Annotated in this window: 23 protein-coding genes; 15 read left to right on the plus strand and 8 right to left on the minus strand. The window is 47.0% G+C overall.

Going from position 1 to position 25,657, the window contains the following annotated elements; all coding sequences use genetic code 11:
• Positions 1 to 150 precede the first annotated feature (150 nt).
• From HHL16_RS09300 to HHL16_RS09310, 3 genes are read left to right on the plus strand one after another with little or no spacing between them, the layout of a single operon-like run.
• On the plus strand, positions 151 to 1,254 hold the full coding sequence (locus tag HHL16_RS09300; protein ID WP_169424843.1) for an ABC transporter permease: 1,104 nt from the start codon (positions 151 to 153) through the stop codon (positions 1,252 to 1,254).
• Positions 1,255 to 1,275: 21 nt separating this feature from the next.
• Positions 1,276 to 1,770, plus strand: a complete 495-nt coding sequence (locus HHL16_RS09305) for an SRPBCC family protein (RefSeq protein WP_169424844.1) — start codon at positions 1,276 to 1,278, stop codon at positions 1,768 to 1,770.
• Positions 1,771 to 1,807: 37 nt separating this feature from the next.
• The gene (locus tag HHL16_RS09310) at positions 1,808 to 2,308 is read left to right on the plus strand and encodes a DUF2911 domain-containing protein (protein WP_169424845.1); all 501 of its coding nucleotides are present in this window, start codon (positions 1,808 to 1,810) and stop codon (positions 2,306 to 2,308) included.
• A 52-nt stretch (positions 2,309 to 2,360) separates the two neighbouring features.
• Here HHL16_RS09310 and HHL16_RS09315 read toward each other — a convergent pair whose 3' ends face one another.
• Both HHL16_RS09315 and bioA read right to left on the minus strand, forming a co-directional pair.
• Positions 2,361 to 2,966 (minus strand): hypothetical protein, encoded by a 606-nt coding sequence (locus HHL16_RS09315; RefSeq protein WP_169424846.1) that lies wholly within the window; start codon positions 2,964 to 2,966, stop codon positions 2,361 to 2,363.
• A gap of 62 nt (positions 2,967 to 3,028) precedes the next feature.
• Entirely contained in the window at positions 3,029 to 4,294 is a 1,266-nt protein-coding gene (gene bioA, locus HHL16_RS09320) for an adenosylmethionine--8-amino-7-oxononanoate transaminase (RefSeq protein ID WP_169424847.1), read from the minus strand.
• 91 nt (positions 4,295 to 4,385) lie between these two features.
• Between bioA and HHL16_RS09325 the strand changes: the two genes are divergently transcribed.
• Positions 4,386 to 4,949 (plus strand): RNA polymerase sigma factor, encoded by a 564-nt coding sequence (locus HHL16_RS09325; protein ID WP_169424848.1) that lies wholly within the window; start codon positions 4,386 to 4,388, stop codon positions 4,947 to 4,949.
• Positions 4,936 to 6,792: an outer membrane beta-barrel protein gene (locus HHL16_RS09330; RefSeq protein ID WP_169424849.1), complete on the plus strand. Its 1,857-nt coding sequence runs from the start codon at positions 4,936 to 4,938 to the stop codon at positions 6,790 to 6,792. The genes HHL16_RS09325 and HHL16_RS09330 overlap by 14 nt, the downstream gene beginning before the upstream one ends.
• Here the strand turns inward: HHL16_RS09330 and queG are convergent, their stop codons facing one another.
• On the minus strand, positions 6,793 to 7,740 hold the full coding sequence (queG, locus tag HHL16_RS09335; RefSeq protein ID WP_240965951.1) for a tRNA epoxyqueuosine(34) reductase QueG: 948 nt from the start codon (positions 7,738 to 7,740) through the stop codon (positions 6,793 to 6,795). It lies immediately after the preceding gene.
• Positions 7,741 to 7,874: 134 nt separating this feature from the next.
• Here queG and HHL16_RS09340 point away from each other — a divergent pair, with 134 nt between their 5' ends.
• Both HHL16_RS09340 and HHL16_RS09345 read left to right on the plus strand, forming a co-directional pair.
• Entirely contained in the window at positions 7,875 to 9,590 is a 1,716-nt protein-coding gene (locus HHL16_RS09340) for a sodium/sugar symporter (protein ID WP_169424850.1), read from the plus strand.
• A 108-nt stretch (positions 9,591 to 9,698) separates the two neighbouring features.
• Positions 9,699 to 10,367 (plus strand): hypothetical protein, encoded by a 669-nt coding sequence (locus HHL16_RS09345; protein WP_169424851.1) that lies wholly within the window; start codon positions 9,699 to 9,701, stop codon positions 10,365 to 10,367.
• Positions 10,368 to 10,434: 67 nt separating this feature from the next.
• Here the strand turns inward: HHL16_RS09345 and HHL16_RS09350 are convergent, their stop codons facing one another.
• The gene (locus HHL16_RS09350; protein ID WP_169424852.1) at positions 10,435 to 11,472 is read right to left on the minus strand and encodes a serine hydrolase domain-containing protein; all 1,038 of its coding nucleotides are present in this window, start codon (positions 11,470 to 11,472) and stop codon (positions 10,435 to 10,437) included.
• A 322-nt stretch (positions 11,473 to 11,794) separates the two neighbouring features.
• Between HHL16_RS09350 and HHL16_RS09355 the strand changes: the two genes are divergently transcribed.
• The 7 genes from HHL16_RS09355 (at position 11,795) to HHL16_RS09385 (ending at position 20,107) form a co-directional block, all read left to right on the plus strand.
• The gene (locus HHL16_RS09355) at positions 11,795 to 12,157 is read left to right on the plus strand and encodes a helix-turn-helix domain-containing protein (protein WP_169424853.1); all 363 of its coding nucleotides are present in this window, start codon (positions 11,795 to 11,797) and stop codon (positions 12,155 to 12,157) included.
• A gap of 74 nt (positions 12,158 to 12,231) precedes the next feature.
• The gene (locus HHL16_RS09360; RefSeq protein WP_206022312.1) at positions 12,232 to 12,765 is read left to right on the plus strand and encodes a MauE/DoxX family redox-associated membrane protein; all 534 of its coding nucleotides are present in this window, start codon (positions 12,232 to 12,234) and stop codon (positions 12,763 to 12,765) included.
• A gap of 50 nt (positions 12,766 to 12,815) precedes the next feature.
• A complete protein-coding gene (locus tag HHL16_RS09365) occupies positions 12,816 to 13,259 on the plus strand; it encodes a hypothetical protein (RefSeq protein ID WP_169424854.1) in 444 nt (147 codons plus the stop codon).
• Positions 13,260 to 13,347: 88 nt separating this feature from the next.
• Entirely contained in the window at positions 13,348 to 14,412 is a 1,065-nt protein-coding gene (locus HHL16_RS09370; RefSeq protein ID WP_169424855.1) for a hypothetical protein, read from the plus strand.
• Between the two features lie 261 nt (positions 14,413 to 14,673).
• The gene (clpB, locus tag HHL16_RS09375; protein WP_169424856.1) at positions 14,674 to 17,325 is read left to right on the plus strand and encodes an ATP-dependent chaperone ClpB; all 2,652 of its coding nucleotides are present in this window, start codon (positions 14,674 to 14,676) and stop codon (positions 17,323 to 17,325) included.
• Positions 17,326 to 17,487: 162 nt separating this feature from the next.
• Positions 17,488 to 18,063 carry a thioredoxin domain-containing protein gene (locus HHL16_RS09380; RefSeq protein ID WP_169424857.1) on the plus strand — a complete coding sequence of 192 codons (576 nt, stop codon included), beginning with the start codon at positions 17,488 to 17,490 and terminating at the stop codon, positions 18,061 to 18,063.
• Positions 18,064 to 18,241: 178 nt separating this feature from the next.
• A complete protein-coding gene (locus HHL16_RS09385) occupies positions 18,242 to 20,107 on the plus strand; it encodes a hypothetical protein (RefSeq protein WP_169424858.1) in 1,866 nt (621 codons plus the stop codon).
• 72 nt (positions 20,108 to 20,179) lie between these two features.
• On the opposite strand, the gene HHL16_RS09390 is transcribed toward HHL16_RS09385, so the two are convergent.
• From HHL16_RS09390 to HHL16_RS09400, 3 genes are all read right to left on the minus strand, one after another.
• On the minus strand, positions 20,180 to 20,914 hold the full coding sequence (locus HHL16_RS09390) for a DUF72 domain-containing protein (RefSeq protein ID WP_169424859.1): 735 nt from the start codon (positions 20,912 to 20,914) through the stop codon (positions 20,180 to 20,182).
• A 352-nt stretch (positions 20,915 to 21,266) separates the two neighbouring features.
• Positions 21,267 to 22,487, minus strand: coding sequence for a sterol desaturase family protein (locus tag HHL16_RS09395; RefSeq protein WP_169424860.1), 1,221 nt, complete (start codon positions 22,485 to 22,487; stop codon positions 21,267 to 21,269).
• Positions 22,488 to 22,510: 23 nt separating this feature from the next.
• On the minus strand, positions 22,511 to 22,834 hold the full coding sequence (locus tag HHL16_RS09400; protein ID WP_169424861.1) for a carboxypeptidase-like regulatory domain-containing protein: 324 nt from the start codon (positions 22,832 to 22,834) through the stop codon (positions 22,511 to 22,513).
• A gap of 177 nt (positions 22,835 to 23,011) precedes the next feature.
• Between HHL16_RS09400 and HHL16_RS09405 the strand changes: the two genes are divergently transcribed.
• Entirely contained in the window at positions 23,012 to 23,929 is a 918-nt protein-coding gene (locus HHL16_RS09405; protein WP_169424862.1) for a DUF4382 domain-containing protein, read from the plus strand.
• Between the two features lie 86 nt (positions 23,930 to 24,015).
• On the opposite strand, the gene HHL16_RS09410 is transcribed toward HHL16_RS09405, so the two are convergent.
• Entirely contained in the window at positions 24,016 to 25,539 is a 1,524-nt protein-coding gene (locus tag HHL16_RS09410) for a hypothetical protein (RefSeq protein WP_169424863.1), read from the minus strand.
• Positions 25,540 to 25,657: the final 118 nt, after the last annotated feature.

Consider the following 25,657-nt stretch of genomic DNA (forward strand, 5'->3'; position numbering starts at 1 on the left):
TACTTCGCTCCGAACATATTTTTTCTGAGTTAACCTGTATTAGCTGCTATTTGCTGCTGCATCAACTAACCAGTCGTTAACATAAGCCGGGATGCTTTGCGCAAACTCCGCATTTCTTTTTCAGCTGAAACCGTGTAGTTTTGCTGCTCTATGCCGCAACCATATAACCAGATACGCGCGATGCTGGCCATCACAAAAGCCAGCGCGAAAGCCATCTTCAAAAGCCCCCAGGCCGTTTTCTTCGGATTGTTCTTCCCGATTGTACTGATCTCCATTTTCGGAGCACTTGGTGGAAGAGGCGGTGGCGCCAGTGTAGACATTGCTTTCGTTAAAGGAACCGATACGAGCAACAGCGTTTACCAGACCATCAAAAATGTTCCCGTACTTAATGTGGAAGACGGAACCGAAGCTGAGCTGCTGGATGATCTGATGAAAGGCCGCATCACTGCACTGGTAGAGATCAAAAAGAATACTGCCGGCAGTAAGGTGAATTACGATGTGCATCTGAAAACAACTTCAGCAGGCATGAAAGAGCTGCCGCTGCTGGAAACGATATTGAAACAGATCATCGGTGAGATCAATAATGAGATAACTCCTGCTGAACATACCTATGCAAGCGTGAGTTCGGAACAGCTGCCGGGGCGTCCATACAAAATGATCGATTTCTTTCTGCCAGGCATGATCGGTTTCTCACTGATGGGCTCTGCAGTATTTGGTGTGGCATTCGTATTCTTCACTTTCCGCGAAACACTGGTGCTGAAACGGCTTTACTCAACACCTATCAAACGATTCTATATTGTTCTGGGTGAGAGCATCGCGCGCGTAACCTTTTTGCTTACCACAGCAATCGTGCTTATCGGCTTCGGTTATTTCTTCTATCATTTTACACTGGCGCATGGAGCTGCTACTTTCTTTGAGTTGCTGTTCCTCTGTCTGGTAGGCTCGCTGGTGTTCATGGGCTTCGGTTATGCCATCAGCGGACTGGCTAAAAACCAGAATGTGATCCCCGTATATGCGAACCTGTTTATGTTCCCGCAATATTTTTTGTCGGGTACTTTCTTCCCCAAATCCCAACTGCCCGCAGCTATGCAGCCGATCATTAAATTTCTGCCGCTTACTGCCATGAACGATGCATTGCGCAAAGTTTCTTTTGAAGGCATGCATATCTGGAATGTAGGAACAGAGATAGCCATTTTGCTTGGATGGTGCGTAATTGCGTATGGCCTTGCAGTGAAAACATTCAAGTGGGAGTAATCCAATAATCTTTTTCTATTTATGCGTATTGTTAAGCTGGCACTGATCAGTGCCGTAGTGATCTTCGGAGTTATTTTTCTGTTGAGCCTGCTGATCCCTTCGCAGGTGCGCGTGAGCCGCGCTATCAATATCGATGCACCTGCCGATTCTGTGATGGCACAGATCCGCGATCTCCGTACCTGGAAGAACTGGAACGAAATGATGAACAATGCCCAATACACCAATGTGGCATATGGCGAGAACGATTTCTCATCCGATCAGGTGAAAGTGGAGTTGCTGAGAGCAAGCAAAGACAGTGTGATAACCGACTGGCATCAAACTGGCGGGAGAGATATCCATTCCGGTTTTGCAACCATGACCATGAGTGGGGTAACCGTAGTGCAGTGGTATTTCGATTTCAAACTGCGCTGGTATCCCTGGGAGAAAATCGGCAGCATTATTTTTGATAAGCAATTAGGCCCGCCCATGGAAAAATCTCTGGGCAACCTTAAAAAGATACTCGAAAAGCAGCCCTGAGTTCAGTACATTCATCCAGCAAAAAAATACTTTCGTCATGAAAAAATTATTGTTCTTATCCTCTATGTTGCTGGGTGTGCTGGGTGTGTTTGCACAGGAAAAACCTGCCAGCCCACCGGCAAATGTGTCTGAAACTGTAGGCGGAACCGTTGTAACAATCAATTACAGCCAGCCAGCCCTGAAAGGCCGTACCATTGGAAATGAAGTAGCTCCTTTTGATCAGGTATGGCGCACCGGTGCCAATGAAGCCACTACGTTTGAAGTAAGCAAAGATGTGAAAGTGAATGGCAAAGCCCTTGCTGCAGGCAAGTACGGCTTCTTCACTATTCCCGGAAAGGCAGAGTGGGTACTGATTTTCAACAAAACCTGGAAGCAGTGGGGCGCTTATGAATACAAAGATGCAGATGATGTGCTGCGTTTGAAAGTAAAACCGGTAAAGGCAGCAACAGCCAGCGAACGCATGACCTTCGTTATCGGAAAAGATGGCAAAGTGCAGTTGTTGTGGGGAGATGTGGCAGTGCCGTTTGAAGTGAAGTAAAAGCGACTGAAAAAATTGAAAGGCCGTTCGTGAGAGCGGCCTTTTTTATGCATTATGGTTTTGGAATAACCGTCATTGTATCGAGCTGCTGCAACAAACTATCCATCCTCGCTTTCAGCGATTCTTTTTCTCCTGTTCCCGGTAATCTTTCTTTCTGATAGAATTCCATCGAAGGAAGTGTTTTCACTACTTTCAGCAACACATACATATCATGTACCGTGGTGTTCTTTCTGTTGATGAGGCTATCGAGTTCCCGGTGCGATGCCACAGATGCATTGTATTCTTTCAGGCTGCTTTGAAGAATTGTCCTGATCTTTCTTTTGATGGCTGAATCAGATACTGTGCCATTGGCGCCTTCCGCAAATTTGTAATAAGCGCGGTTTCTGCTGTCGTATTGAGCAAAGCTGTCCGCAGCCTGCGATTGAAGCTGACCGAGGGCTTTGATATTGGCGTCGAGGATTTGGAGTTCCTGCGATTTGCTCAGCAGTTCCTCGTAGAGATTTTCAAAAAGATCCGCTCTTTTTTTGGAGAGGCTGGTTACATCCACATGCTTGCCTTCGAGCACCATTGGGATTTTGGCATTGGCAGGTTTGGCTTTCTGCTTTTCAGTACAGGCCGCAATGCATATCAGTAGCACAATGGGTAGAATCGATCTCATTGAATAGGTTTTGTGTTGCTGAATAGCTTCGTCGAACAAAATAGTTCAATTTCCGGTTACGGTCAAGCGAACTCAGGCAGTATTTCCAGGATCACTTTGTATACATCTTTCAACTCTTCTTCCGTGATGCAGTAGGGCGGCATCAGGTACAGCGTGTTGCCTAACGGCCTGAGGTATACGCCGCGTTCCATCACCATTCTGGTAACTACGGTACTGATATTGTTGAGGTATTCATCTTTCCCCTTATCTATTTCAAATGCAATGATGGTGCCCAGCACCCGGATATTTCTCACGGGTAGTTTCGTCTGCTGCAACTCCGATCTGAATTGCTGATGCTGTTGCTGAATGCGCTGCATTTGCTTATTGCATTCTGGTGTAAGCAACAGGTCGAGGCTGGCGAGTGCGGCAGCGCAGGTGATAGGGTTGGCGGTATAGCTATGTCCGTGGAAGAATGTTTTCAGCAGGTCGTCGTGTACAAATGCTTCGTAGATCTTTTGGTTGCAGGCGGTGATAGAGAGGGGCATGGTTCCGCCGGTGAGGCCTTTGCTGAGACAGATGATATCTGGCTGATGGCTCATGTAAGCGGATGCGAAGAGTTTTCCGGTTCTTCCGAAACCCGTCATCACTTCGTCGGCAATGCAGATGATCTGGTGTTGGCGGCATTGGGCGATGAGGTTATCGAGGCCGGCGGCAACGTACATCTTCATACCACCTGCACCCTGAACCAGCGGCTCGTAGATGAAACAGGCGATCTCGTCCCAGGGAATATCATAATTGACAGCGGCTGATTCGGGGGCATCGATGAAAATCACTTCAAAGAGTTTTTCATGGAAGGCCATGGTGAAAACGCTGCGGTCGCTCACGCTCATGGCGCCGAAGGTGTCGCCATGGTATGAGTTATTGAAAGCGAGTATCTTATTGCGTTTGGGTTCGTTGCGGTTCCACCAGTACTGAACAGACATTTTGATGGCAACTTCGGTGGAAGTGGAGCCATTGTCGGAGTAGAACACCCTGCTCATGGGGGCGGGGAGTATTTCGAGGATCCTTTCGGCCAGCCGAACGGCGGGCTCATGCGTGAATCCGGCAAAGATCACCTGTTCGAGGGTGCTCGCCTGTTCGAATATTTTCTGTGCAATGTACGGATGGGCATGTCCATGCAGGGTGACCCACCAGCTGCTGATGGCATCGATATACCGGCGGCCGGCGGCATCGAACAGGCAGGTGGCTTCAGCTTTAACAATTGGAATGGGTTCCGGCATATACTTTTGCGGTGTAAAAGGATGCCATATCACTTTTTTGTCTCTGGTAATCAGTGATTCCGTGTTCATGATCCAAAGGTAAGGGACTGGGGCACGGAGGAAAAAAGAAAGTGAATGCAACGGCGCAACCCTGTTTAGTGTCAAGCGTTATACTAAGAAGATGGACTATAGCAGGCTGGTAAAAGAATGTTTGAAGGGCCGCCCTGATGCCCAGCGACAACTCTATGAGCATTTTGCCGAGGGTATGTTGGGGGTATGCTATCGCTATACCAAATCCATGGCCGATGCCGAGGATGTGCTACAGGAAGGATTTATAAAGGTATTTACCCATCTGGGTCAGTTTAAATCAGAAGGGGAATTGGGAGGATGGATCCGCCGCATCATGGTGAATACCGCCCTCAATTTTCTGAAGAAGAACAGCCGCTATCAGCAGGATCTGTCTTACACCGATCCGGGATTGCATCCCGTTTCAGATGATAACCCTGAAGTATCTCTGAATGCAAAAGACCTGGCTGAACTGATCCGTCAATTACCCACCGGTTATCAGACAATATTCAATATGCATGCAGTGGAAGGGTTTTCGCATGTTGAGATCGGGAAGATCCTCGGAATAAATGAAGGGACCTCCAGATCGCAATATGCGCGTGCCCGTGCATTGCTGATAACATGGCTCAAAAAAAACAACATGGAAGCAACAAAAACTGAATCGTATGTCCGCCCATGATTTTGAAAAACAGGTGCAGTCGACAATGGAGCAGCTGAAGCTGCGACCATCGGAGGCGGTATGGACTAAAGTGGATAAGCGGATCCGAATGGAGAGGCGACGCCGGAGAATATTGCTCTGGTTGCCGGCCATGGTGCTGATGCTTGGCGCCGGCGGATACTTTTTCTATACCCATCAAACTTCCGAAAAACAAATCACTGCCTCTGACAATAACTCTACGCTTCAACAATCTGTTTCACCGAATGAGGGTAATACTGCTGCATATCCTGCAACACCGGTACAACCCTCCAATACAACCGAAAAAAATTCCGGAGATAATTCAGCAGCTCCTGCAGTTGCAAATACGGATGCTTCTCCATCGACATTACATGCAGCAGATCAGCCTGGCAGCACTCCACCTGCTGCCCCTGCTGTTTCTTCCGAACAACCTGCAATCGTTTCTCCGAAAGATGCGGCACAACAACCTGCTGACCCCGGCATCGCGAAAAAAGAAAGCAATACTCCTGATGCTTCGGTTACCACTGTAAATAAAAACCTGCCCGCAGGTATATCAGCCGAAAACAAAATTGTTACCGGCAAAACTGAAAAGAACAGCAATAAAAATTCCGGAACCAGACAACAGGATGTTATTGCAAAAGCGCCAACAGTTTCGCCTGCCTATGACGGCAACAATCAGCCATTTAGCCTGAAGGCTGGCAAAACATCTTCAAAAGACCGCCCAACATTGAATAAGGCAAGTCTTGTTCAGTTAGAACGCTCATCCGCCAAACCAACTGCAAACGATAAAAATATTGCTCCTGCCGGTAACACCACCACTGTTTACAACTCCGGCCAGCAGCAGGTTTCAACAGAAGCAGATCAAAGAGAACACGATCTTGCATACAGCACTCCCGGGTATCACCGTCTCACTTCTCTGAACAACGAATTGCCAGGTACATTGAATCCGGTGTTCGATAAAAGATTATTCAAATCCATCCCCAGACATCAGCGTCTGGCAATGCTCAACAATCTCGAAGAAGAAAAACTGAAGAAGACCAGCAAGTGGAGTTACGGAGTAGTGGCATCGGGGGGCGGATCGCATATCTCCAAAGGTGATCCCTTCGATATCTTCAACAAGAAGAATAAAGAACCTGAGAACCTTGCACAGAACAGTCCAACAACAGGAGTAAGCGGAGCAGTGGGCTTCAACAACGGTGCTGCCACCTACAATAAGCCTTCCGAGATCAGCATGGGATTTTCGTATACTGTTGGCGGATTTGTTCAGCGAAAAGTAAGCGAGCGTATCAGCTTTTCAGCCGGACTGGAATATGGCTATTACAGCACAAAGATGGAAGTAGGCACACTGGTAAATTCGCCGGCCAATGTTCGCAGTGCAGATCAGCAGGATAAGCATGTGAATCAGTACTATCAGGGAAGGAATAACTTTATGGCCAATTCCTTCGTACCGATGTATGGCATACCTCCTCCGACAGAAACTAAAAAGTACACCAACAAATATCATTTCCTGGAATTGCCGGTGAAAATGCACTGGAGGGTGAATGATGGCGAAATACTTCCGATTCTTGTAGATGCCGGATTCACCGTATCACAGCTGCTTTCTACGAATGCGCTGCATTACGACGGTACCAACGATTTCTACTACGAGGATAAATCTTACTTCAACAAAACGCAGTTTGGAATGAATGTGGGCGTGAGCTTCGCCCTCTTCAACAACAGCAAACATCCGCTGTGGATTGGTCCAACAGCGAAATATCAACTCACCAATCTGCTGTCTACCAAAGTCTCTAACGGACAACATATCTGGTCGTTCGGATTGAGCGCTAAGATGTTCCTGAAAAAATAATCACTGCTGAATGAAGCGGAGGTTGCGGTGAATGCCTGCGAATTTTGCCCGCTTCAATGGTGAGTGGCGGAAAATGCTTTTGAAAGCATCTTCGGTGAGAGATTCCCAGTCTTTGATGTTGAACTCGAGCAAAGCCTTGATGGGCTTGAATTCGGGCTCGCTGGTGGAAACGGAGAAGCGGTTCCATGGGCATACGTCCTGGCAGGTATCGCAGCCGAACATCCAGTTGTCGAACTTCCCTTTCATTTCGTCTGGTATCAGCAGATCCTTCAGTTCGATGGTGAAGTAGGAGATGCATTTGCTTCCATCCACCACTTTATTGGCACCGATGGCCTGTGTAGGACAGGCGTCGATGCATTTGCGGCAGGTGCCGCAGTAATCTTTTGCAATAGGATCGTCGTAGAGCAATGGTACATCAACAATCAGCGTGGCAATGAAAAAGAAACTGCCTTGTTGTTTGTTGATGAGGTTGCCATTCTTTCCGATCCAGCCGAGTCCGCTACGCTGTGCCCAGCTGCGTTCCATCACGGGGGCGGAGTCTACGAACCCTCTTCCGGTAACAGCGCCGATCTCTTCGTTCATCACGGCCAGCAACTGATGGAGTTTGGTGCGGATCACTTCGTGATAATCATTTCCAAATGCATACTTGCTCACTTTGGGAGCATCGGTTGCCTGCTGCTGTTCGGGGAAGTAATTCATCAGCAGCGTGATAACGGAGCGGGCGCCGGGAACCAGTTTGCCGGGATCGATCCTCAGCTCGAAATGGTTTTCCATGTATTTCATGGCGCCATTCATGCCTTTGTTGAGCCAGGCTTCGAGGCGGCGGGCATCGTCGGTAAGGGGAACGGCCTGAGCGATGCCGCAATAGCTGAATCCCAGCCGGGTAGCGGCAGACTTAATGAGGAAGGTATTTTTCTCTACAGGGCTCATGCGTGGAAGAACCTGCAAGGTACAAGCTTTTGAAAAGATGACCACCGGGCTTACTCAATGGCCAACCAGACTGAAAATATTTTTATGTAATCGTTTGCACAAATCATGCAAAAATGCCTACTTTAGATGCTTCTCCCTAAACGATTGCTTATATGAACAATTCACTGGGCTACGGCGATTACTTAGTATTTCTGATCTACTTCTTCATAGTAGCCGGTTATGGTTACTGGATCTATAAAAAGCGTCAATCCAAAGAAACAGACACCCAAAGTTTTTTCCTTGCAGAAGGTTCGCTCACCTGGTGGGCAATCGGTGCATCGATGATTGCGAGCAATATCTCTGCTGAGCAATTTGTGGGCATGAGCGGAAGTGGCTTCTCCATGGGGTTGGCCATCTCGGCCTACGAGTGGCTGGCGGCGATTTCGCTGATCATTGTGGCGGTATTCTTTATGCCGATCTATCTGAAGAACCGGATCTTCACCATGCCTCAGTTTCTGAAGCAACGGTACAATGAGAAAGTGGCGCTGCTGATGGCCATCTTCTGGTTGTTCCTGTATGTATTCGTAAATCTTACATCCATTCTTTATCTGGGATCGGTAGCAATCAGCAACCTCGCAGGTACACAATACTTTCACCTGATTATGATATTGCTGGCCATTTTTGCGCTGGTGATCACATTGGGTGGTATGAAAGTGATCGGTTATACCGATGTAATTCAGGTGATCTTCCTCGTGATCGGTGGTCTCGCAGCCACTTATCTGGCGCTTACCAAAGTGAGTGAACATTTCGGTTATGGAAAAGATTTCATTGCGGGTATCGATCAGCTTTTCAAGAAAGCGCCTGAGCATTTCGATATGATATTCGACAAGCCTACTACCAATTCAACGGAAGCAGAAGTGAAGAACTATCTCAGTCTTCCGGGAGTTGCGATGTTGCTGGCTGGTCAGTGGATTGCCAACCTCAACTATTGGGGATGTAACCAGTATATCACGCAACGTGCACTGGGCGCCGATCTCCCAACGGCAAGAAAAGGAATTCTGTTTGCAGCCTTCCTCAAAATTATGATGCCGATTATTGTGGTACTTCCGGGTATCGCTGCATTTGTGTTGTACAAAGGCGGACACAATGATGTGCAGGCTGCGATGGAAGTGGGAGGAAAGGTGAATGCAGACAGAGCTTACTCAACAGTACTGGCATTCCTGCCTGAAGGTTTGCGTGGATTGAGCATGGCTGCACTCACAGCAGCAATTGTGGCGTCACTCGCAGGTAAGGCAAACAGTATCTCTACCATCTTCACACTCGACATCTACAAAAAATACGTAAGCAAAGAAGCATCAGAAAAGAAACTGGTATGGACTGGAAGGCTCACCGTACTGCTTGCGATGATCATTGCCATTCTCTTCACATGGAACGACTGGCTGAACATTGGCGGCGAAGGCGGCTTCACCTTCATTCAGAAATACACTGGCTTTGTATCTCCGGGTATCTTTGCAGTATTTCTGCTTGGCTTCTTCTGGAAGCGCACCACATCACTGGCAGCAGTGGCAGGTATTGTTGGAGGCTTTATTCTTTCAGTACTCTTCAATAGTTATTTCCCTCAGTGGTTTGGCCATGAGACATTGTTGTATACTGCGTATATCAACCCGGATAACGGATTGTACGAAATTCCGTTCCTCACCAGCATGGGATGGGTATTCGCCATCTGTGTGGCACTGATGGTAACCCTTTCTGTGCTCGATCCAAAAAGCAGGAACAATCCGAAAGCAACGCAGTATGATAGCAGCATGTTCAAAGTATCCAATGGTATGCTGGCGATGATACTGGTGATACTTGGCATTATTGCAGCACTCTATGTGAGATTCTGGTAACTGATTCAGATTCCCTCTTTAATAAATCAGTAAGTGAAACCTGCGCTCCGGCGCAGGTTAACTTTTTTTATGGGCATACTGTAACATCTTACATTGAAATTACCACCGATGAAAGTTCAGTATGTTTTGATGTTGCTGCTGTTGATGACAGTGGCATCCTGCTCAAAAGGAAACAACAAGAAGAATGATGGGGACAATAACGGCGATACCACTTATCCGCGAAAAGGCTTCGGTACTTCCGAAGAAATGCCGGAAGGAGAGCAGTTCAAATTGCCGGCTGGTGTTTCACTTATAGGCGAGATCAAAGGATATAATGAAGCTCTGAAAGAATTCTGCGATCACAAAACAATGAAAGATGCCCGTGGCAGCGGACTGGGTGTGCCCCTTTGCATTGGCCTTCGTAACACAACTACGCAGATCATACACGTGAGTTTTCCTTCGGGAATGATCTTTATCAGTCAGGAACATAAGACACAGCACGGTATTCTGGTTCAGGGAGAAACGGTAGAGTTGCCACCCGGATTGGATTTCTATGTGCCCATCATGCTTTGCTGTATGAATTCAAGTCTGGTAAGTGCCGGTCCGGATGATAAATACGTTTTCGGTCCTGTTTCGAGCGACAAGGAAATTAGAAAACTGTGTGCATTGCTCGAAAACAAAAAACTGGATGCAAATGGCCCAATTGGACAAAAGCTGGAACAGATTATCTGGCATTTATCGGATGAACCGTTGCGGGACGAAGATCGTGCTTTTGTACTATCACTTCCCAACAAATAGAAAGGTGTAGCTGTACAAAATAAAGCCGCTTCAATTGAAGCGGCTTTATCATTTTATATGCAATAAGTTATTTGCAATTCCCCAACCATGCATCGATGATTGCCTTAAACTGAACAGCTACATCGCGTTTCACTTCTCCTTTGGCATCTTCCACAAAAATGATGGCCGCATACTTTCTGCAAAAATCAACATATGGCCAGGTGCCGCCAAGTGAAGGGCTGCAAATGGTCTGTGCATTTCCTGCGGCATCGCGTTCCTGCACATAATTACCCATCGCTATATCGTAACCTGCCAGTTGCTCCGGATTGTATTTCACGGGTGTGTTGCCAAGTTGTGCACGCTGCAATTCTTTGATGGCCTCGGCACTGAGAACTTTTTTGCCTTCGAATGTGCCGCCGTTGAGCAGCATCACCAGAAAATTGATGTAGTCGTTTGCGGTGGAAACGGCGCCGAATCCGGGATTGGGGCTCTTGCCATCGTTGTTGTTGAAATTGGTGGCGCGCATCTTACAGGGGCGGGTAATACGTTCCTGCACCAGGCGCTCGAATGGTTTTTTACCCACGATTTCAATCACTCTTGCTGCGATAGCCGGACCATAATTACCGAAGAAATATTCTTCTCCTGCATTGGTGGAGATCTCTTTGGCAGCAAGTGCATTCACCTGAGCTTCGAGGGTTTCGTATTTGCGGCCAAAGCTCAGTTTATTGGCTAATCCTTTCTCACGCTCGAAACCGGTGCTGTGCATCAGGCATTGCCTGATAGTGAGATAGCTTTTCATGTAAGAGTTGAAAACAGGAATGTATTTGCCAACAGGATCATCGAGTTTGAGCTTTCCTTCATCTACAAAACTCATAACAGTTGCAGCGGTTAACCATTGACTGGCAGCTGCGATGGGAGCCTGCACTTTGCCGTTGAACTCTACACCCGCATCACGTTGGAAAATGATCTTTCCATCTTTCCATACCAATGCAACAGCGCGGCCGAATGCTTTCTGATTTTTAGTCAGCAATGGACCTATTGCAGCCGTATCCGATTGAGAGAATGCAGGTTGAATAAAAAGCAGCATACACAACATGCCGCCGAAACGGGGAATTAGTTTGAACATAACTATCAGGATTAGGGTATATGCACCAAAGTTTAAAGTTATCAGAAATAAATGATTCCGGCGAGCGCTGCTCCGTCGGACGATCTGTAGTAACAAAAAATTGACATATTTATTTTGTGTGAAGCCTTCAGCAGCGAAGAAATTGCCTGTTAAATGTGGTATATTTAGCAAGAGTTGTTGCGTAAGAGTTTCTACTTATTTGCTCTCTGCACCAGGAATCCAAACCACTATTCTTTCTTTTCCTCCCTCTCCCTTTCATACCTGTTCATCTACAGGCATGCAGGTGGTTATTTCTATTGCCAACTTTCAAAACCCTTAACACATGAACGAAAGAGCATTGCAATCAAGGCTTAGGAGTGAAGAGCTTATAGCTGAAGCTGCTGCTGCTTTCCTGACAGCCAATCTTCAACGAAAACCTACTCAGGAGCAGGTATGCAAACACGTAGGTGTAAATGAATTCAAACTCAAAAAAGTATTCAAGAAAAAGTACAAAGTGGGACTGTTTCTTTATCTGAGGCTAAAACGGATGGAGAAAGCCAGACTGCTGATGGAAGAATCGGATCTCTCCATTTCCCAGATAGCCAATATGGTGGGATATTCCGAAGCCGCATTCAGCACAGCATTCAAGCGATTGTACAAAGTGTCGCCACGGTATTGGAACGCAGAGCAAGATACTCCCGGATGAAAAAGAAAGGCTCCCAAAAAGAAAAGCAGGTGAGCGTAACTTACACTCAGTAGATCACCAAAAGATACCATGTTATGAAGACAGTTGAACCTGTACTGATGCCTCCTGCAGGCACTGCAAGGATTCCTTTGCATAAAAGGGTAGTGAGTAAGAGCAGACAGTGGCTGAATAAACTGGCACGTTTTCTATCAAAGAAAGAGACCATCACGGAGGCGATCTGTGCATTGCTGATAATATTGTTTTTGTATACGGGCGTGAATAAGATGTGGGATTACAATGAGTTCAAAACACAGATGGGCAGATCGCCTTTTATCGGCGAACTGAATGGTTTTATTGCTGCCGCATTACCGGCCGGAGAAATGTTGTTGTCTCTTTTACTGGTGATAAAGAAAACCCGCTACATAGGATTGTATCTGTCTTTTTTACTGATGGGGATGTTTACCGGATATATCTGGCTCATGCTGACATACGCTCCTGATCTGCCATGCAGCTGCGGAGGCATACTCGCTGCGATGGATTGGAAAGATCATTTGTATTTCAATGCCGGCTTTACTGTACTGGCAGCCATTGGTATGCTGCTGCAGGGGCGGATCGCAGCCCGTGGCTGATGTTGGGATGAGTTTGTTGCAATAATTTTCTAATCATTAAAAAATTAACCATGAGACGTTTCAGAATTAGTTTTCTGGCAGTTATCGCCGTGCTCGCCATTGGCCTCACTGCTGCAACCAAAGCCGATCTTTTCAAAAAGAAAGATGTGTCTGTGTATGTATGTAAACCAGGAGTTGATTTCGAGAAAATTTTCCCTACGGCACCAGGTATCGGTGGTTTGTTTATACCAACCGGCATTCCGGTGAATGCTCCGGTAAGAAACCCATGGGTACCGGGCACTGAACCTATCAATTGCCAGATGGATTTAGGCATGGCCTGTATCCGCAACGGCCAACTCGCCACCCAGCCATGGCAGTGCGATCAGGCAAGCCAGGTTTTCTGTTGTGCTGAACGCATCAATCCGCCTGCACCATGCGGAACAATTGCCGGTGGTGTAGATTTCAGACCATACCCTATCAGAGTAATAATTCATTGCAAATCTGATCGCATTTAACAGTCGCTGTTCAGATAAAAATACCTGCCGGTTTTCCGGCGGGTATTATCATGCAAAACAATTTTCTGTATACTCAACGATTAAGCTCATGCAAAAGAAAACAATGCTGTTGCTGACAGGTGGAACAATTTTGATACTGCTTTCGCTTTTCGTATTGTTCAGATTTTCTACGATCCCAAACGAAAGGCCCAATGGCTTTGTGCGTTACTGGCAACCTGGAGTACTGTCCACCAGTTACAGCGTGCCCGTTGCTGCTCCGTTGGAGAATATCGCAGGGTATACTCAAAACCATGTTTACTTTTCTGTGCCCAATCCGCAATGGATCGTTTCGCTCGATATCGCGAAGAAAGAAATGGATACCATTAGTTATGGCATGCAAATGCCGGTAGATGATATCGGCGTAAGAACCACCATTGTCGATTCTCCGCATGTGTGGCTGTTTGCTCAGAATGTTCCGGGGGTGTACAGAGGCATGCTCGGAAAGAATCAATTGTCCGGAACAAGGCTGCCTTATGTTTTCACAAGATCCGAAGTGATCTCCCAGGAAAGTGTAGTGCTCAGGTCTGTTGATACATCACTGGAGAAGCAAACCTTTCAGAAAGTAAATGCGATCAACGGTAGAGTAATTGCCGAAACATCTCTTTTCTCCGATCAGAAAGATGGCGGCTTCGACCGCGATGGATTTCTGAATTATGATTCCGCTACCAACCGCATTTATTATCTCGAATATTATCGCAATCAGTTTTATTGTATGGATACCAATTTCAATCTGATCTATACTGCCCGCACCATCGATACTATTTCGAGTCAGCAGATTGAAATAAAAGAAGTGAAAATAGGCGGCGAAGAACGCATCATGCCTGTATCTCCCAGAATACAGGTAAACAGAAATTGCTTCATCGGAAACGATATGCTGTGGGTTGTATCCGGACTCAAATCCGATAACCAATCTTACGGAGATTTTCGCTCCAATGTGCCCATCGATATGTACAGATTGAAGGATGGGAAATACATGGGCAGTTTCAACCTGCCGCGAATCGGCATCATCCGGCCAAAATCATTGGCTGCTGCAGGAGATAACCTCATAGCATTGTACGAAAAAGAGATCAGGCTGTTTCAACTGCGGTTGACAGACCTGAAAGAACCTCATTGATTCCTTCCGCATCCTCATTCCTCCATGTTATAAAAATTCAGGATATTTATAGTCCGGCCATCGACCGGACACTTCCCCTTTGCAACCACTTTCCGGGCCTGCAACAATTGCAGGCAAACTGCGCTGAAACTGAAGATGAGACAGATTTTGTTGATATTTAATGACATAACTGCGGGATTCACCGGGCTGGTGTATCCTTTGCAGCAATAATTACGCTGTTCGGGAAGCCTTAGTTCCTGGCGGCTCAAAAGGAGAAATACAATGAATCTGAACAATTTTACAATCAAAGCACAGGAGGCAATCGCACAGTCGCAGCAGCTGGCTTTCAATAACAACAATGTAAATATTGAAACCGAGCACCTGCTCAGAAGTCTGCTCGATCAGGAAGATTCGCCTGTTGAATACTTACTCAAAAAGAATAACGTAACCGTCAATCTGCTCAGCACAAAACTGGATGAAGCCATTGACAAGTTACCCAAAGCAGTGGGTGGCGCACAGCCGGCACAGATGATCGGCAGAGACGCCAATAACGCCATCCTGCGTGCAGGATCGGTACTCAAACAATTCGGCGACGAATTTGTGAGTGTAGAACACCTGCTGCTTGCCATATTGCAGGGATCGGACACTGCCGCGAATCTGCTGAAGGATGCAGGCCTCACGGAGAAAGGGCTTGTTGCAGCGATCAAGGATCTCCGCAAAGGCGATACCATTAAAAGTCAGACACAGGATACACAGTTCAACGCTCTCAACAAGTATGCGAAGAACCTGAACGAACTCGCGCGTCTGGGTAAACTCGATCCTGTTATCGGCCGCGATGAAGAGATCCGCAGAACCCTGCATATTCTCAGTCGCCGAAGCAAGAACAATCCGATACTCGTGGGTGAACCCGGTGTAGGTAAAACCGCCATCGTGGAAGGATTGGCGCATCGCATCATCAATGGCGATGTACCGGAGAACCTGAAAACAAAGATCATCTACGCACTCGATATGGGCCTGCTGATTGCAGGAGCCAAATACAAAGGAGAATTTGAAGAAAGACTGAAAGGCGTTATCAAAGAAGTAACCGGCAGCGATGGTGAGATCATACTCTTCATCGACGAGATACATACGCTTGTTGGCGCCGGTGGTGGAGAAGGAGCGATGGATGCTGCGAACATACTAAAGCCCGCACTCGCAAGAGGCGAGCTCAGAGCAATCGGTGCAACCACACTCAACGAGTATCAGAAATTCTTCGAGAAAGACAAAGCGCTGGAACGTCGTTTCCAGAAAGTGATGATCGAAGAACCAACTGTAGAAGATACCATCTCCATACTTCGTGGTTTGAAAGACAGGTACGAAACCTATCACCATGTAAGAATCAAGGATGAAGCGATCATCGCTGCCGTGGAATTATCGCATCGTTATATCACCGATCGTTTTCTGCCCGATAAGGCTATCGATCTGGTCGACGAAAGCGCCGCCAAGCTTAGGCTTGAGATGAACAGCATGCCCGAAGAACTCGACAGAATGGAACGTCAGATACGTCAGCTGGAGATAGAGCGTGAAGCCATCAAGCGGGAAAACGACGAAGAGAAACTGAAAGAACTCAATACCGACATAGCCAATCTCAGTGTAGAACGCGATACGCTCCGCGCAAAGTGGAAAGAAGAAAAAGAGATCGTAGAGAAAGTGCAGAACGCGAAAGCTAGCATCGAGCAACTGAAGCAGGAAGCAGAACGTGCAGAGAGAAATGGCGATTACGGAAAAGTGGCCGAGATCCGCTACGGAAAAATAAAAGAGCAGGAGCAGGTGATAGTTCAGTATTCCGAAGAGCTGCAAAGCATCAACGAAAAAAGAATGCTGAAAGAAGAAGTGGATGCAGAAGATATCGCAGAAACAGTAGCCAAAGCCACCGGCATACCTGTAACGCGCATGTTGCAGAGCGATAAGGAAAAACTGCTGCAACTCGAAGAACACCTGCATCAGCGTGTAGTTGGGCAGGAAGAAGCGATCACAGCCGTAGCCGATGCTATCCGCAGAAGCCGCGCAGGATTGCAGGACCCGAAGAAACCAATCGGATCATTCATTTTCCTCGGAACAACAGGTGTTGGTAAAACCGAGCTGGCGAAAGCGCTCGCAGAGTTCCTCTTCGATGATGAAAGCATGATGACGCGCATAGACATGAGCGAGTATCAGGAAAAACATTCCGTATCACGCCTCGTAGGTGCGCCTCCGGGATATGTAGGGTACGATGAAGGTGGACAACTCACAGAAGCCGTGCGCCGCAAGCCTTACAGTGTAGTGCTGCTGGATGAGATCGAGAAAGCGCATCCTGATGTATGGAATATCTTATTGCAGGTGCTCGACGATGGAAGACTCACCGACAACAAAGGTCGTGTAGTGAATTTCAAGAACACCATCATCATCATGACCAGCAATATCGGAAGCCACCTGATCCAGGAAGCATTCGAGAATGTAACCGAACGCAACCGTGATGAAGCAACCGAAAAAGCGAAGGGTGAAGTAATGGGCCTGTTGCGCGAAACCATCAGACCGGAGTTTCTGAACAGGGTAGATGAGATCATCATGTTCCAGCCACTGCTGAAGAAGGAGATCAAAGGCATCATACATATTCAGCTGAACAATCTGAAGAGTCTGGTTGCGCAGAACGGCATCAATCTGCAATTCAGTGAATATGCAGTTGATTACCTGGCCGAGAATGGATTTGATCCGCAGTTCGGTGCGAGACCGCTGAAAAGGCTTATTCAGAAAGAGATAGTGAATACGCTCTCACGCAAGATACTCGCAGGAGATATAGATAAATCGTATCCGGTACTGGTAGATGTGTTCGATGGAGTGGTGGTGTTCAGAAATGAATTGAATGGAAACGGAAAACCACCGGCAGACGATAAGAAACAAAAAGCCGCTTCGTAAGAGGCTCATTATAAACTACACTGCAATACCGTTCTGCGATTGCTGAACGGTATCTGCATTTTAAAGAAGGGATGCGCGAACAACGGCATCACGGAAATTGTTATATAACCAGCCAACTGTTGCCCGAACACTTGCTTTGAGACAAATAAAAAAAGGAGAAATATGGCAACGAACAATAAACCTAAATTGGTAGAAATCAAACCGCCCAAAGACATTTGGGTAGGATCGGCGGATGCGCCGGTAAGCCTGGTTGAATTTGGGGATTATGAGAGTGAGGCCTGTGCCAAAGCGCATGAGATAGTGAAGAAGATCATGGAGGATTACGAGGGCAGGGTGAAATTCAATTTCCGCCATTTTCCATTGACACAGGTGCATCAGCGTGCACAGAAAGCTGCGGAAGCCAGCGTAGGAGCAGCCCAGGAAGGAAAATTCTGGGAAATGCATAACCTGCTGTTTGCGCACCGCAGGCAATTGGGCAGCGTGAGCTTACGGGAATATGCCCGCGAAGCAGGCGCAAAGGATAAGAACTTTTTGCCCAAACTGGTAGATTCGCTCTACGGCTGGACTGTAAGGAATGATCTGCTCGAAGGCCTCGACAAAGGCATTCGTGATATTCCTGCATTCCTCATCAATAACGAAATATATACCGGGAAAGTTACTTACCCCGGGCTGAGCAAGGCTATCGATGATGCCTTGCAAAGCAGCAAGAAAAAAACTACGGTAAAACAAAGAGCCTGATCGTGAGATCGGGCTTTTTTTTGTGCAGGATTCCGTATCGATTCTCCTCCGGCGACATTAATTGCGCACCGCTGTGTTAATGCTTCGCAAACACTGGCAATTAACCACTTGCCGCAGCACAGGATTTGCAGGTTATTTACGCTAAAAGCTTATTTTGCCGTAAATACTATGGAGGTCCATGAGAGTTAGCCGGTTGCTGATAATATTGTGTTGTACTGTATCCCTGTTAGCGCTCGACATCCGGAGCCTGCAGGCGCAGAAGGATACTGCGCGTACCCGGCAGGGGCTCGACAACTACATCCAGAAGCGCAAAGGCCTCATCGGCAAACTCGCCCGTAACCTCCTGCGCGATACTCTCCGCGAAAATATAGCCGCACTCACCCCCATCAGAAACGACCTTGTTTTCAGCATCTACGAAGGACGTGTGATCCGCAGCGTAACTGTAAAAGGACTCGATTTCGGTACACCCATCAACGATACGGCCAAAGTATTCAGAAGCAGGCTTACCAGAATGGCCAACGGCTTCCATCACAAAACGCGAAGCTGGGTGATCCGCAATAACCTCTTTTTTGAACCGGGTGATAAAGTGGAAGCCTATCTGATGGCCGATAACGAAAGGCATCTTCGCGACCAGCCTTACCTGCAGGATGCCCGCATTATTATCAATACTGCCGATAACAGCAACGATTCGGTAGATGTGATTGTGCTCTCCAAAGACGTACTCAGCATCGGTGGATCCCTGCATATACACAACACCAAAGCTTTCGACGTATCGGCCAAAGACGATAACCTGGCAGGGTGGGGCGACCGCATTCAGGGCGGTGTTCTCTACGATACCCGCCGCGTAGACAGAATGGGTTATGGCATGGAATACATCAAACGCAATATCGGCGGATCTTATATCGATGCTTTTGCAGGATACAGCACATTTGCGGATGGCATGAACAGTGGCCGCGATGAAGAGACCACTTTCTACATGCGTTTTCTGAAACCTCTCGTAAACCAATACACGAAATTTACTTATGCTGCGGAAGCCGCATGGCATGAGACTTCCAACCAATACATTGCCGATACCAGCTACAGAAAAGAATTTCAATACAAGTATTACAACTACGATGCATGGCTGGGCTGGAATACCGGTGCTTTCAGCATCATGGAACTCAAACAAAATGATAACCGTCTCCGTACCATCGTAGGGGCACGTCTCATGAAGAAAAGGTTCGAGCTTACTCCGGATACCTTCAGGATAAAATATGATGCGCGTTATGCCGATCTCTACGCCGTGCTGGGATCGATCTCCATATTCGGACAGAACTTCTACAAAACCCGCTACATCTATGGCTTCGGCAGAAACGAAGACGTTCCCGAAGGAATGGATATCTCCGCCACTGCCGGCTGGACCCGCAAGAATGGCCAGGACCGGCCATACATGGGGCTCGATGTAAGCCGCAACTATTTCACCGCTCAGGAAAGCTATTACAATTTCACTTTCAGGGTCGGCGGCTTCTGGCATAAGAGTAGACTCGAAGATGTGGACATACTCACCAATCTTGAATATTTCAGCAAGCTCCGCACCATGGGGCCACGCTGGAAGCAGCGCACATTTGTGAGCCTCGGCATAACCGGACAAATCAATAAAGTGCTGAATGAGGAACTCTATCTCGAAAGTGCATTCGGACTGCGGGAGCTCTACAATGCCCGGAGAATCGGCGGCGACATGCGTGCCGTGCTGAAGTCGGAGAGTGTGTTCTTCAGTCCGTGGACCTTTCTCAACTTCAAATTCGCGCCATTCGGGTTTGCCAATTTCTGCTTACTCACGCCGCCCGGCGAACCAGTGAAGAAAAGCGATCTGTATCAGAGCCTCGGTGCAGGACTGCGCGCGCGCAACGAGAGCCTTATCTTCGGAACTGTTGAACTGCGTGCGCATTATTTCCCGCGCGCCAATTTCTATGGCGATCACTGGCGAATCGACTTCAATACCAATATCAAGTTCAAGTACAATACGCAGATCATCAAACGTCCTGAGATCATTGTGGTGAATTAGACATAACAATGCCGCAGTCACTATGCAGCGTCTGTTGAATGAAGATCCCCTAAAAGAATGTTAGTGTATCAATCAGCCATGCAGTTTGTTTTGCAGGTACAGGGCATTCTGAATCGCATGTCCTTTTGTGGTATTGTTGAAATAGAGATATACATCCCTCACCTCTTCATTGCTGCCTATGGTGTCGCTGATGGTATCGAGAAACTCGGTAGGGTACTCGCTTTTGTAGAGTATGGGTACGCCGTGAAAGCGGTAGTATACAAGTGGAGTGTTCATTACCGGTTCATCAGGTAGTTTGGGATGGCTCACGCCACAGAAAGACACATTGCGGCTGCTGAGGCTTTGGTATACATCGGGGCGCCACCAGCTGACGTCCCGGAATTCGAGTACGTTGGTGAGGCTGGTGTCGAGCTGATCTAAAATTTCTTCGAGCAGTTCAGGACTGTACACCGTTTTGGGGTGAAACTGAAACAGAATCGGCCCCAGTTTTTCTTTCAGTCCTTCTTTGGCAACATTGTAGAAATCGTCGAGCAGTGGCCGCACATCTTTGAACTGTTTGAAATGTGTGATCAGTCTGGGCGCTTTGATGGAGAAGTTGAATTTCTCCGGGCTTTCCTGATGCCAGTTCTCCAGCAATGCCACCTGTGGGAATCTGTAAAAAGTGTAATTGAGTTCAAGCGTATTGAAGCGGGTGCAATAGTAATCGAACCATTTGCGCTGAGGAGTTTCGGGCGGATAAAAAATATGTTTCCACTCCCGGTAATGAAAACCGGAACACCCGATCCGCCATTGAATTTTATATGCCATAACCATTGGATTCTTCTAAAAATTGTGCCGCCCTCTTATGTCTAAACACCTACTAAAGATACATATCTATATAATTAAAAAGTTTTATTCTCACAGTCGGGCAACAAAAAAAGGCAGTGTAGAAACACCGCCTTTCATCAACGATTGCTTGCCATATGAAAAAAACACTTCTTTAAATACCGATGGCTATGGCTGCCATAATTTTTTATGAAGGCGATGTAGAAACACCGCCCTGGGGCTCAATGATATTGAACCGATGCAAATAAGCAGTTACGGGTGGATTCGAACCACCGTAGAAGGTCTTGCGTACCTTCGCCTTCCCCCTCGGCCACGTAACTCATATTCAATGGATTCAGCGTCTTTGCTGATATACCCAGCTCAGGTAATATTCTCTGATTGTTTCAAAGTATCGCAGTATCAGCAGGCCTGCTGGCAGCAGCAAAACACTCAGCCAGATGGCAGGATATGCGATCACTATTCCGATGGTTACCGTGAGTAACCTGAGAAATTCCAGATAAAAAACCCATCTCTTTTGCTCCATGATCGCACCGCAATTGATTAATGTCAAAATCAGTGCAAGCGATATCAGCAACTGCTGCGTAAGGGGCAGATAATGCTCAAAAAGGATAAACACAAAGAGCAGTGAAAGACTGAGTATGATCTGCCACACAACGTATCTGTTCAACCGATGCTCCACGGCATAACCGAGATGAAAAATGTTGAACCTTTTCTCCACTGCTTCGCGTGCCTGCGGATCTACCAGATCGGGTTTGCCGAAGATCAGTTTCAGGCGTTGTGTAAATCCTTTTGTACGTCTTACAGCATATACCAGCTCTGCCATGAAATGCACATGCTGCCATAGAAAACTGTAACTGTTCAGTGGTTTGGTAAGTCCGTATGTTATCTCCACTTCGTCTTCTTCTTTCTGAAATGTTCCAAAGAGCTTGTCCCAGATGATGAACACATCACCATAGTTTTTATCGAGGTACTGTTCGTTGCTGGCATGATGCACTCTGTGATGCGATGGCGTTACCAGTATGTATTCCAGAATGCCCAGTTTGCCGATCAGCCGGGTATGGATAAAAAACGGGTAGAGCCCATGTACCAGCAGCAGACTGGTTATCATCAAAGCCGGAAAACCCAGCAATGGAAGAATGGCCCAGAAACCGGTACGGATGAATGCCTGAAAAACAGTGATGCGCGCACTCACGGTATAATTGAAATCTTCGCTCTGATGATGCACCACATGCGCTGCCCAGAATACATTCACTTCGTGTGCAAGCCGATGATACCAGTACCAGATGAAGTCTGTAGCCAGCAGCAACAGTATCCACATCAGTACGCCGGATTTTATCTCGAAGAGTCCATAGTTCGTTTGCAGGTAATCGTAGAAGAAATAAAAAGCACCTGTTACCCAAACATCGAGCAACCGCTCTGCAATGCCGATACTCACATTGGCTACTGAATGATGCAGGTTGAAGTAAGGCAGCTTCTTCTTTCTTGCAATCAAATACTCCAGCACCATGAACAATACGAAAAATGGAACTGCAAATGCCAGCAGATTGAGCTTCATAGAATTTTGATATTCGTTTGAGTTCAGTCTTTGGGTTCAAGTTTGATCACCTGCTTCTCCGAAGCATCCGATGCACTCACTTTCTTCTTCTTGAATTGCGGATGTTCAATTATCAATGTTACCGGCAGGGGTTGCCAGGTGGTGATCCTGAATTGTCCGTTTTTGTCCGAAAGACTCTCTTCTTCGCCCGAAACAATATAGATGTAAGCGTTCTCTACTTTTTGTCCGTTTCCGCTGTGAACGATCTGTCCGCTGATATTGGATGGCTTGGCCGGATAGATCTCCGTTGTACTGAAGATCAGTGCCGGAACGGCTATCAGCCAGGGATATGCCGGTGTTGGTTTCATACAGAGCTGATTATGATTGCTGATGGTTGACAGCACAATATTAGAAGTAAATTATTAGTCCACCAAATTAGTAGACTAAATATTTTGCCCTCCGGAAACTTATCCACCTTTTTTAACACAGGCACAGTAATTGTCGTTCATAGCCGTTACCTCATTCTTCTACAAAAACCGCTCTGTATGAAAGTGTCAAAACTGTTTGGTTTTGGGACCGCTGTTGTATTGTCCGGATTTCTTTTGTACTCCTGCTCCAAAGACAATTCAAAAGGTTCTGAAGAGCTGCCTCCCGGCAAGCAGCATGTAAGTCTTTACCTCACCGATGATCCGGGATTTTTTGATAATGTACTGGTGGATATCAAAAGCGTGAAAGTGCTGATCGATACCTGCAATAAGAAAAATGATGATGACGACGATGATGATCACGACGATCACAATCGTGTGCAAAGCAATGGCGATCATGATCACGACAAAGGCAAGTGGGAGCGCGAAGACAGCTGCGTCAACTGGCAATCGCTCGATATCAAACCCGGCGTGTACGATCTGCTGACGCTTCGCAATGGTACAGATACTTTACTTGCGAACGGCGTGATACCCAAAGGCAAGATCAAATTCATAAAGATCGAACTGGGCAATAACAATTCTCTGGTGAAAGACAGTGTGAAGTATCCGCTGAAACTGTTCCCCGGAATTTCGAGCACCATCATAGTGAAGGTCAGAGGAGGAGATTGGGATGAGTATACACCAGACAGGTTCCGTCTCTGGCTCGACTTCGATGTGGCCCGCTCCGTAATTCGTGTACGCGATGGTGTGTTCTACCTCAAACCTGTGATAGTGCTGTTTACGGTACGTGCTACCGGATCAGTGGCAGGAGTGGTAGCGCCGAAAGATGCATGGCCTGTGATCAGCGTGTACAACGCTGCAGACACTGCCTATGCGTTGCCCTTCTGGAATGGACAGTGGCGTGCACGCGGCCTCAAAGAAGGAAGTTATACGGTATTCGTAAATGCGTCCAATGGCTATAAGGATACTACCATCACCGGTGTAAATGTTGTGAGAGGAAAAGAAACGGTGCTGGATAGAATAACCCTGCATAAATAGATCTGACATTCATGTGAATCAGCCCATGTTAAATCAGAAAGAGGCCGCTGTTGGGCGGCCTCTTTGTTATAAAGATATGCGGATGATTATTTCACTTTGCGCTCGATATTCTCTACTCTTTTTTCCATTGCTTTGAGCAGTTCTTCCTGTTTCTTCAGCAGGCTCTGCAATACATCGATTTCCTTCTCCTGTGTTTTGATGGTCTTCTGATCCTGTACCTGTTTGTTCTCCAACACATCTACCGCTTTATCCTGCACCTGCAGTTTCTTCTGCATTTCGAGGATCAGTTTCTGATGCGATTCTACCTGCTTTTGCAGATCGATGGTGTACAAGGTGAGCTCTTCGATTTTCTTCAGTGCGATGGCTGCATTGCTGCCAAGATCAACACCTTCTTTGTGAACCTCTGCTGCTGTAGGAACGCCGGGCAGGTGACGATTCTGCTGAATGAATTGTTCCAGCTCGCTGAGCGGCATCAGCGCATACTCTTTCTCAAATACATAGTCGGGCCATGTGCTGTTGTCTACACGTACTTTTCTTGCGCGGATATTTCCTTCTACGTACAGTTTATATCCGGTTGCTATCTGAGTGGTTCCGATACCTACGCTTCCATTGCTGGAGATGCGCATTCTTTCTACATTGTTGGTGATGATCGGCAGATCGAAGTTGTCGATAGTGCCCAGCATTTTGATAGCGCCAACACTTGAACCTCCCTGGCCCCAGCCGGTACCGCTTCCTGCCGGAAGATCTTTCCAGGTACCGATACCTGTCGCATCTGTAGTAAGCACTCTGCCTGCTACTGCATTGGTGGGCATAGTGAATCCTGTGGCCTTCAATGTGCCTACAACGTTGGTGTTGCCTTGTACGTGCAGGGTGAAACCGGCGAGCGGTGTATTGTTGATGCCTACCGGTCCTCTGAACACCACATTTCCATCTGACTTGATATAAGAGGTTACATCGTTGTTTACCCCTCTCCACTCGAAGTTCTTATAAAGTGTTTGGTTAGAGAACTTTGTTACGAGGCCATTCTCCACGTTGGGGCGATCCATGATATATTCCATTTCAGTCATGCTGATGATCTGGGCAGCAGGCGCAGTTAAAGTGATTTCGATTACCTGCAAGCCGTTGAAATTACTGCTCAGCGTGCCTTCCCAAACATTATTGGTAGGTATGGTAGCAATGTTTGTCCAGTTGGTGATATCCTTCCATGTTCCGTCGGAAATTCTGAATCTTCCTGTGATTGACTGTGGCCCAAGCGAACCATAAAAGTGCAGGTAGAATTTGCCTCCGGGATAAGTTACATTGCCTGTACCTTTTGTGGTCATATCAATGGTAATAGTGCCTGTTCCATTTGCCGCTACTTTGTATGGCATGCCATCATACCCCCCGTCGAACAAAGCATCAGGAGTGAATAAGTCAACTGGTGTAGATGTTACAGTAAACCGGGAAGTAGCTGAGTACAAAAAGTTATCAGCATGCTGGTACCGCAGAAATGGTTGGCCGAAAGGGCCGGAACCACTTACATAAGCTTTGTATGGGATATATTGTTGCGCGGAGGACTGTATTGATAACAGAGAAAGGGCGAATACTGCCAACAGCGTAATTTTTCGCATATGGTTTGGGGGTAATTTTTTAAAGTGCGCAAAAATAAGGAGAAGTCCTTCATCCTGTATTGTTGATTTAGTAACTGTGCAGTTTCATCCAGTATTTACTCAAAATCCCACCTGATTT

Source organism: Pseudoflavitalea sp. G-6-1-2 (assembly GCF_012927185.1).
Lineage (GTDB): Bacteria > Bacteroidota > Bacteroidia > Chitinophagales > Chitinophagaceae > Pseudobacter.